This window comes from bacterium, from assembly GCA_037143175.1.
Taxonomy (GTDB): Bacteria; Verrucomicrobiota; Kiritimatiellia; order CAIKKV01; family CAITUY01; genus JAABPW01.
On sequence record JBAWZF010000080.1, the window covers coordinates 1 to 8681 of the forward strand.

The window sequence follows — 8681 nt, forward strand, 5'->3', positions numbered from 1 at the left end:
CCAAGGAATTCCGCGCGAAATACCGCAATCTCCTGTCGCAGGTCAAAAAACAGGTGCGTTTCATCAGAGGCACCTTGCGAGGCAAAGAGCCCGTATAAGCTCTTGGGGGAAAGGCCATATATGGAAACCACGCTATCGCTTGAGGAGTCTCGGGCATTCCAGGCACTCTGCTGGTCCAACAATCTGAATCAGGTCGATAAATGGATCCGGCAGGGGAAGTCGACTCGGGTTCACCCAAAGTGCGGCTTCGATCCATTGACCACATGTGTGCGGAAGGGCTTTCCGCATTCATGGCAGTCTCCTTCCTTTTAGCCACTGCTTGTCTATCAGTTTCTCCAGATCATCTAGAGCTAGGCGCCCAACCATTGTGCTGGAGGAAACAAATTTCCAAAGTAGGTTCTTGTCGCAAGCACCATACGTGGCGAAGAGTTTGATCACGTCCAATGTATATCTTTTTTCGACTTCATAAAGTGAACGCCTTGCCCCATTGATGGCGCTGTTGTCATCGGGTACCCAGAGGGCACCATGTTCAACCAATAAGCGGATTACCTCAATGGACGGACTGGCTGTGCAAGGGTAGGGGTAGGGACTGTTTTTTGAAAATCTAGCGCCCCGGCCAATGGCATTTAGAGCAGAATCAAGGCCTGAAGCTCCTCCATTTGGTTTGTCATTGGGTTTGACTCCCTTATCCAGGAGGAACTCGACAATAGAGGTATGGCCGAATGAACATGCTGAACGCAGCGCATCCTGCCACCCCGGCTTGGTATGGTTGACGCAAATTCTTTTGATGACCTCAAGATGACCCTCCATGGCTGCGTATCTTGCCCCGGTACAGCCCAGTGCGGGGTCATCCAGATCCTCCTCCGGATCGTCAAGGCCGGGAACACGCGCCAGCGGATCTGCATGCGCCCACATCAGGAGCGACACCCATTTGATGCTGCCGTCTTTGCAGTGGTAACTTAGCGCCATATCGAGTTGACGCTGAAGTGCGTCTTTCAAATGTGGGTACGCTTTGTATGCGTCAAGGTAGACCCCTAATGCTGGCCTCGTACACTCCTGAAACGCGATGGCAAATGGGTTGCCAGTGACAAGATCGGCCCCCTTGGACATGAAGTAACGCCCCATCTCCGCATCATAGGAGCAAAGAACGTCTTCGAAAGGCGCCGACAACGGGTCAGCGCCATAACCCACCAACATTTCGACCATATCGAAGCGCCTATTGCGTACAGCGGCGCGTAGCGCGTGATTCTTGACTTTTATGTCATCAGTCTTCCGGATTAATAGTTCAACAAGGCTGTGGAACCCCAGTTTCATCGCAATGTCGATGGGGGCACGTTTCACATCAGGATGGGCTGTAATCGTTCCGTATTGCGCCAACATTTTTTCGATATCATAAAGTCTGCCGGCATGGCAAAGCCCTCGTAGTTCCTTCGTTTGCTCTATGGTTAATGTTTGCATGTGCCTCCAGAAGATCGTTCCCGCAATTTCCACAACGCTCAGAACGTAAGATCAGACTTCAGAGCAAGCTTTTCTGCCTCACTTACACAACACCCGCAATTCATCCATCTTGGCTTTCCATGTCTTTGCTGTCGCCCCTTCAATTATCGCCAGAACGGCCTCCGCATCGATCAGGCGGGGCACTGGTGCCGGGGGCAGGGCTTTGGCTTCTTCAGCCATAATGGACGGCAGAGACGCTACGGCGGCAATTGCGGCGGCCTCGCTGGTGTGGGTGTAATGTCGCGTCATGGCGGGATTGCTGTGTCCGACTGAGAGCATTTTGGAAATTTCTGGCAAAAGCAGGGTGATTATGTTCTAATATTAAAAGGGGGAATTCAAAACATGACGGAATCAATCCATAGTCCTGAGTATCAGCATGTTCTTGCAAAGTTGGTTAAAATGCGGGATGACGCGGGACTTTCACAGCGTGATCTTGCCAAGCTTTTGGGGCGTGAGAATTCGTTCGTGTGGCGCATTGAAACAGGTAAGCGGCGTCTGGATGTAGTGGAGTTTTTCTGGGTCTGCAAGGTGCTTGATAGGAATGCCGAGATTGAATACAGGGACATGATTCAAAAAATTATCGGTGCTTCGAAAGTCGTCAAAGCCCGAAAGCGTAAGGTCTGATCCGCCGCACTACTCCTGTTCTACATTCTCCAGGCACTGTTTAAAGACTTTACAGGGGTCGGCTTTCAGAGCGATGACGATTTTGGCGAACTGGATGACATCAAGTCGAACGCCTGATTCGTAACGTCCAATAAAAGACTCGTTTTGTCCGATTAATCCCGCCAATTGAGCCCGTGATAAGCAGGCTTCTTCCCGTTTCCCTCTAAGCCATTTCCCAATTATTTTATGTTCTTTTGTATTGGTCATAACCAAGTTTCCCGGCCTCGATCTCAGTAACGTCAGAGGCGCTGACGGTTACCCCCGCGCTCGTGAGTCGTTTGGCAAGTTCACTCCGGGACATCTTCGGTGTGACCTGTTTTCTGGCCTCCTCTACTTTGATTCCAAATGATTTGTTATGTCGCATAAATCCCCCCGCCCGCAAAAAAGAGGCAGGAGGCTAAAATAACCGCATATTGGAGTCAAATTAATAATTAAAAATCTCTTGCCCTCAAAATGCGGTCTCGACTATAGTCCCGCGCTCGATTGGGGGGAGTCAGAAGGGATATCGGTTGGAATGAAAATCGTTTTCGTTGATGATGACCCCATGGTTCTGCATGTGTTGGGTGGCGTTTTCCGCCGCCGGGGCCATGCGGTTTTAACCTACGACACCCCGCTTTCGTGTCCCATTTACACGGCACGACACGGGGCCTGTTTCCCTGAATCCACGTGTCCCGATATCATCATCTCGGACTATGACATGCCGGAAGTAGATGGGGCACAATTCATCGAAACGATCATGAAAAAAGGATGCAAGTGCAAACGCCTTGCACTCCTCTCCGGCAAAGGGATCCCCGATTCTGTTATGATGCGTTTGGCGAAATATGGCACCAGATTCTTCACCAAACCCCTCGACTTCGTGGAACTTGAGGTCTGGTTGATGCTGGCCGAACGGAATGGATAAGAAATCGCTTTTATGGTGGTACGGGCACACACCCGTTGAGACCGCCCTGAAACATCGTTTTCATAGTTGTGCGCATGTCATTTTATGTTGCGCGCAACATAAAGTGACAAACGCCACAAGGCTGGTGTAGGGATCTCCGTTTTGCTGAGTCGCCACGGCGGCCAGACGCTGTGCCGTGAGTAGCGTTCTCAGCGTGGAGACGGCGGCGGGTGTGGTCATCGAGTTACTCCCGTGTGTGAATATCCCTTGTCAGTCCTCTTGCCGGAAGCGGCGGCCTCATATTTGTATTGCCAAGAATAATCGTAGATTCCCTTTCGGGCGGCACCGATACACACCTGTCGGGACACGCCTCAACACGCGATATCACTAGAGGGGATTGAATGGCTTCCACAACTTGCTGCTGGAGCTTTTGCAAGACCCCCTCTTTCTCCATCTGTTGCAATGACATCGTGAGCGGTTCGACAAGATGCTTGTTTTTGACGTGCAGGTAATGAAAATTTTCGATTTGGGCGAGCGGTGGCTCCACTATGCCAATCCCGTTCAACCGCATGTCTTTGAGTAGTCGCAGGCCTGATAGACGGGCATCTATGACGACATCACTCCTTCCCTGGTCAAGTTTCTTAAAGGCTTGTTCCAGTGTGGTCACAGCTTCTGCCTTCGTGTCTTTTGTAAGATTCATTTCAATGGCTTTCACCCCGCGCTGATACCCGACGCTATAGGGCGCAAGACTTTCCCATCCCTTCACCTTAAATGACTTGGATTTAGTGAAAACTACAAAATCATTTTTTGAGATGACGAATGGTATCCTGATCAAATTGGGAAAAGTTTGCTCAATCCCATTCTTTCGGTAAAGCTCCCCATCCACATCGCCAGAGTTAGCGGTTTCAAGGGCTCGTTCTCCGGGGAAATAGCGAATATCCATCGTCAAGCCAATTCGTTTATAGGCTTCCGTCATGATTTTTTCAGCAATTTCTGTCGCCGGGTCATGCGCATTTAAGGTTGAAATGACGATGTGTTGGGCGTATGCCGCGCTCACTACTGCCGATACGAATCCAATGACGGTCACCATTAGGCGGTATTTTATAGTCATACATCCAGTTGGATTGAATTGTTGATCAAGGGCTGCTTATCACTCACGAATCTTCCCGCATGCTTCCCTCCTGTAAGAGTGCGCGCATGAACGGATAGACAATGGATTCCTGCAGTAATGAGGAACTTTAGACGAAAGGCACTGGACAGTCAAGGTGAGGGGAGGTCAGCTCTCACAACTCAAGACTTTACAGGGGAAGCATTCAGAGCCATCATGATGGGCAGAACCCGGTACTCTCAAGTGATTTACGGAACGGAATGGGCACATGAATAAATTTCTTAATACCGTTTCCCTGGCGATGGTGCTCCTCGCACTTTTTTCCGCCTTTGTAATCAGTTGGGAAATCCGGTTCAGCCGGATCGCCGTCGGACAACTGAGAGAGCAGGCTGCCATCATTGCCAACGCGGTGTGGAACTTTGATGAGGAAGGGGCGTTGAAATATCTTCAAGCTGCGGCATTAATTAGCGATTATGAAAGCATCACGGTCTTTGCCGTCAATGCCGATAAGCCATTCATTGAAGTGCGTGGTCCGGAAGCCCATTTTTTAGAAACCCTCTTTCTTCGCGCCGGGTTGATTTCCCAAAAGGAACTCCGCACCTCAATCATGCACAAAGAGAAAGGGACGGTAATAGGCTGGTTGCAGGTTGTGCGATGGCATAAAACGGTTTACGTCTATGGGTATTTGTTCCTTGTCATGGGGCTGTTTCTGCTGGCGTTCAAATATTTCCTGCAGACCGTGAGGGCGAAAGCGACTCTTGAGATTGCGGTGGGCGAGCGGACGGCAGAACTTCAGAAAAGCCGTGAAACCCTTAGTTTGATCCTCAATACCGTGCCCCAAGCCGTTTTCTGGAAAGATCGCGAAGGCAGCTATCTCGGATGCAATCGGGTGTTTGCGGTTATCGTTGGGCTTAACGAGCCATCCCAAGTCGTTGGCAAGACGGACTTTGGCCTGCCATGGACGCGGGAGGAGGCCGAAGCGTATTGTGCCGTCGACGGGGATGTCATCCGGAACAACCGTCCTGAATTTCACATAATTGAGCAGGTGCAGGCGGCCAGCGGACGTCGTCTCTGGGTGGACACGTCCAAGGTGCCGCTGTGCGATGCGGCTGGGCGTCCCTTTGCCGTGCTGGGCGTATTTGAAGACATCACCGAGCGCAAGCAGGCCGAGGCACGAGAGAAGGTGTTGATGGCGAAACTGGAACAGGCGGGGCGGATGGAGGCTCTTGGGATGCTCGCCGGGGGTGTGGCGCATGACCTAAACAATGTGCTGGGCCCGATTGTTGTACTGCCGGACATGATATCTGGGTATATCGAACGGCATGGGAGTCCTGACGATCCTGAGTATGCGGATGTCCGCCAGGACGTGCAGATATTGAAGACCTCTGCCCTGCGGGCTGCTGCGGTGGTCAACGATCTGGTGGTGATGGGCCGGCGGGGCCAATTCAAGAAGACGCTGATAGATGTCAACCAGGTGGTGCGACAAGTGATAGATTCGAATCAGATCAGGGCCATACAGGATAAGCGGCCGGATGTGAAGATAGTAAGTGAACTGACTGCCGAATCAACTGCGTGCCTTGGTTCGGATTCGAGACTGATACGAGTGGTGGCTAACTTGGTGGGCAATGCGGCGGAGGCGATTGAAGGGCGGGGCGATGTGGTGGTCCGGACCGGTCGAAAGGTATTTGCGGAATCGTACCAAGGGTATGAAGATGTGCCTGCAGGGGAGTATGTGATTGTTGAAGTTGCAGACACGGGTTGCGGGATAGATTCAAAGATCATCGCCAGGATCTTTGAGCCATTCTTTTCAACCAAAGAGCCCAGTGAACGCAGCGGTAGCGGGCTGGGATTGTCGGTGGTGCACGGGTTGGTGAAGGATCATGATGGGTTTCTGGATGTCAAGAGTGAGCCCGGCAAAGGGGCCACGTTTACGGTCTATCTACCGGCCGAGGAAGCGATCGTGTCTGAGATGCCTGCCGCGACTATCGTCGTGGGCGGCCATGAGCGGATCCTGATAGTGGATGATGAGCCTGGTCAGCTGGTTCTTGCGAGGCGGGCTTTAATGAAGTTGGGTTATAAACCAACAGTCGTATCCAATGGAGAAGAAGCCGTGAAGCTGTTTCAGGAGGCCGTACAGGCCGGTAAGCCGACTCCGTTCGACCTCGTGATGACAGATATGTGCATGGAGGGGCTCGATGGAATGGTCGTCTGCCGGAAAATATTACAGTTATATCCGACACAAAAGCTTATTATCATTAGCGGCTATTCGGTTCAAGAAAAGCAAAATCAAGTCAAGGCAATGGGCGTTGACTGGCTTGGCAAACCCTATACCCTCGAAGATCTGGCCCGTGCCGTGAGGGCGCGGCTTGATCGGCGAATGGAGTGAGGCGATGAATAGCAACTCATACCCCATGAAAGAGCAGGAAAAAATAGGGACACACAAATAGAAACTCGGTCATAGCAATTCATCTCATCGCTTCTGAAATAATTAATTCTAGAGGCCGCGCGGATCTTAGTTATAACTCCGGGCGTGGCTTCGCCACGATCCCCCTTTAGACGCTTTATTTGATCGAACACGAACCTATCTGAACAGAGGTTTACCCAGCGCGATGATCAAAGAAAAACTTTTTCGTATGGTTTTTCTGGTCCAGTAAATCAGCGCGCAATTGGTAGCGTTCGCGGTCAATCTGGTCAGGCGAAGCGCCTAGTTGACCCAGGATCGATGCCGTCATGGCGATGGCAACTTCGGCCTCCCCGGAAAATACATGGTTGGCACCCGCGTGGTGAAGGGCGTGGAGTTCCTTGAGATAGCCGGCATGAGCCAGAATGAGGATATCAGGATTGAGCTCCCGGGCATGGCGGATGATATCTGACGCCGAAGCAATCCCGGGGGCGCTTAAAATCAAGGTCGCTGCTCGCGCTGCTCCTGCGCGCTTCAGGGTCTCCACATGAGCGGCATCCCCATACATTACCGCGATATTTCGTGAACGCAGATGGTCAACAGTTTCAATGTTCATTTCAATGATCGTCGGTGAAATATTATTTTTACGAAGAAGTTGTGTCAGGGTCTGTCCCACAGGGCCATAACCGACAATGATGGCACGATGGGACGGGGGCGTACTGGAGGTCTCTGGAGGTAGGCTGGCCTCCAAACTGTCATTTTTCTGATTGGCCCGCCGGTTCAGCAGCCGCCAGAGTTTGGGCCGCTGTGCCAGCCAATGTTCGGCGGGATCCACCAACCGAAAGAGCAGGGGGTTTACCATGAGCGAGAGGATTGACGCCAGGACCAGTGCGTTTCCTGTCATAGGGGTAAGCAACCCCAACTGGCTGCCCAGACCGGCCAGAATGAATGAAAATTCGCCGATTTGGGCTAATGATACGGCTATGGAAAATGCGATGCGCGTAGGATATCCCAGAAGTAATATTGCGGAGCCGGCAATCAAAGGTTTGGCAATCAGCACGAGTGCCAGTGCCGTCAGGCAGAGACTCGGCATTTCCCGCAGATGGTGTGGATTGAAGAGCATCCCGACCGATACAAAAAAGAGAACTGCGAACGTATCGCGCAGGGGAAGCGCTTCCGTCGTAGCCCGCAGATTGAAATCTGATCGCCCCACCACCATCCCGCCGAGGAAGGCCCCCAGTGCCATTGAAACGCCGAAAAACAGGGAGGAACAGACGGCAATTCCCAGCGCCACAACCAGAATGGTGAGGGTAAATAACTCACGGGAACGCGTGGCCGCCACATGGCGTAATAATCGGGGAATGAGCCAGCCCCCCAGAAAAAATGCGATTAAAATGAGCAAGGTGATCTTAAAGAGCGAAATCCCTACGCTCCAGGAGAGGGCGGCGATGCCCGTCTGGCCAGGCCCGAAGACCGCAGGCAGCAGCACCATGATCAGAACCGTTAAAAGGTCCTCGATCACGAGCCATCCGACCGCGATATTGCCGATTGGGGTATGAAGCTTGTTGTTATCCGACAAAACACGGGTGAGGGCCACGGTGCTGGCGACGCAGATTGACAATCCAAAAGCGACTCCGGCCTTCCAGTCAAAACCCAGAAGCACGGCAGCCAACGTCCCTAGGAAGGCGGCGGTCAGGCTTTGAATCAGGGCGCCAGGGAGGACGAGGCGCTGGACTCCCAGCAGTTTTTTAAAATTGAACTGGAGGCCCACTCCAAACATCAGGAGGATGATGCCGACGGAAGCCAGTTGATCAGCCAGTTCCTGATTGGCCACAAAACCGGGTGTATTGGTGCCCACCACAATCCCAGCCAGAAGGTAACCCGCCACGGTTGGCAGCTTCAGCCGCTGCATGACATATCCGAGAACCAGGGCGATTGCCAGCCCCAGGGTGAGGGTCATTATGAGGTCGATGCTTTGCATAAAAAAGTTATCAGTTATTGGTTGCTGGGAAAATTATGATTTCCCAATAACTAATAACCGATAACCAAAAACGCTGCAAGCGGTCAGAAACTCTGCCTGCGATTCAGACACTGGGGAGGGGCCGACCGGGTTCTGCCCCCTCGGCCCAGCG

Annotated in this window: 9 protein-coding genes; 3 read left to right on the top strand and 6 right to left on the bottom strand. The window is 52.2% G+C overall.

Annotation, left to right across the window (positions count from 1 at the left end):
* Nucleotides 1–288: 288 nt before the first annotated feature.
* Together WCI03_14555 and WCI03_14560 are read right to left on the bottom strand one after the other, a co-directional pair.
* Nucleotides 289–1458, bottom strand: coding sequence for an ankyrin repeat domain-containing protein (locus WCI03_14555; GenBank protein MEI8141074.1), 1170 nt, complete (start codon nt 1456–1458; stop codon nt 289–291).
* 78 nt (nt 1459–1536) lie between these two features.
* Nucleotides 1537–1776: a hypothetical protein gene (locus WCI03_14560; protein MEI8141075.1), complete on the bottom strand. Its 240-nt coding sequence runs from the start codon at nt 1774–1776 to the stop codon at nt 1537–1539.
* A 63-nt stretch (nt 1777–1839) separates the two neighbouring features.
* On the opposite strand from WCI03_14560, the gene WCI03_14565 reads away from it, so the two are divergent.
* Nucleotides 1840–2121, top strand: coding sequence for a helix-turn-helix transcriptional regulator (locus tag WCI03_14565; GenBank protein ID MEI8141076.1), 282 nt, complete (start codon nt 1840–1842; stop codon nt 2119–2121).
* Nucleotides 2122–2130: 9 nt separating this feature from the next.
* Here the strand turns inward: WCI03_14565 and WCI03_14570 are convergent, their stop codons facing one another.
* Nucleotides 2131–2367 (bottom strand): helix-turn-helix transcriptional regulator, encoded by a 237-nt coding sequence (locus WCI03_14570; GenBank protein MEI8141077.1) that lies wholly within the window; start codon nt 2365–2367, stop codon nt 2131–2133.
* 307 nt (nt 2368–2674) lie between these two features.
* Here WCI03_14570 and WCI03_14575 point away from each other — a divergent pair, with 307 nt between their 5' ends.
* Entirely contained in the window at nt 2675–3061 is a 387-nt protein-coding gene (locus tag WCI03_14575) for a response regulator (GenBank protein MEI8141078.1), read from the top strand.
* 60 nt (nt 3062–3121) lie between these two features.
* Here the strand turns inward: WCI03_14575 and WCI03_14580 are convergent, their stop codons facing one another.
* Together WCI03_14580 and WCI03_14585 are read right to left on the bottom strand one after the other, a co-directional pair.
* A complete protein-coding gene (locus WCI03_14580) occupies nt 3122–3280 on the bottom strand; it encodes a hypothetical protein (GenBank protein MEI8141079.1) in 159 nt (52 codons plus the stop codon).
* 4 nt (nt 3281–3284) lie between these two features.
* Nucleotides 3285–4151 carry a transporter substrate-binding domain-containing protein gene (locus WCI03_14585; GenBank protein ID MEI8141080.1) on the bottom strand — a complete coding sequence of 289 codons (867 nt, stop codon included), beginning with the start codon at nt 4149–4151 and terminating at the stop codon, nt 3285–3287.
* Nucleotides 4152–4416: 265 nt separating this feature from the next.
* Here WCI03_14585 and WCI03_14590 point away from each other — a divergent pair, with 265 nt between their 5' ends.
* On the top strand, nt 4417–6534 hold the full coding sequence (locus WCI03_14590) for an ATP-binding protein (protein MEI8141081.1): 2118 nt from the start codon (nt 4417–4419) through the stop codon (nt 6532–6534).
* A gap of 211 nt (nt 6535–6745) precedes the next feature.
* On the opposite strand, the gene WCI03_14595 is transcribed toward WCI03_14590, so the two are convergent.
* Entirely contained in the window at nt 6746–8509 is a 1764-nt protein-coding gene (locus WCI03_14595; protein MEI8141082.1) for a cation:proton antiporter, read from the bottom strand.
* Nucleotides 8510–8681: the final 172 nt, after the last annotated feature.

Excerpts from the sequence above, each read along its gene's own strand:
- WCI03_14555 (MEI8141074.1), bottom strand. The coding sequence starts at position 1,458 with ATGCAAACATTAACCATAGAGCAAACGAAGGAACTACGAGGGCTTTGC.
- WCI03_14560 (MEI8141075.1), bottom strand. The coding sequence starts at position 1,776 with ATGCTCTCAGTCGGACACAGCAATCCCGCCATGACGCGACATTACACC.
- WCI03_14565 (MEI8141076.1), top strand. The coding sequence starts at position 1,840 with ATGACGGAATCAATCCATAGTCCTGAGTATCAGCATGTTCTTGCAAAG.
- WCI03_14570 (MEI8141077.1), bottom strand. The coding sequence starts at position 2,367 with ATGACCAATACAAAAGAACATAAAATAATTGGGAAATGGCTTAGAGGG.
- WCI03_14575 (MEI8141078.1), top strand. The coding sequence starts at position 2,675 with ATGAAAATCGTTTTCGTTGATGATGACCCCATGGTTCTGCATGTGTTG.
- WCI03_14580 (MEI8141079.1), bottom strand. The coding sequence starts at position 3,280 with ATGACCACACCCGCCGCCGTCTCCACGCTGAGAACGCTACTCACGGCA.
- WCI03_14585 (MEI8141080.1), bottom strand. The coding sequence starts at position 4,151 with ATGACTATAAAATACCGCCTAATGGTGACCGTCATTGGATTCGTATCG.
- WCI03_14590 (MEI8141081.1), top strand. The coding sequence starts at position 4,417 with ATGAATAAATTTCTTAATACCGTTTCCCTGGCGATGGTGCTCCTCGCA.
- WCI03_14595 (MEI8141082.1), bottom strand. The coding sequence starts at position 8,509 with ATGACCCTCACCCTGGGGCTGGCAATCGCCCTGGTTCTCGGATATGTC.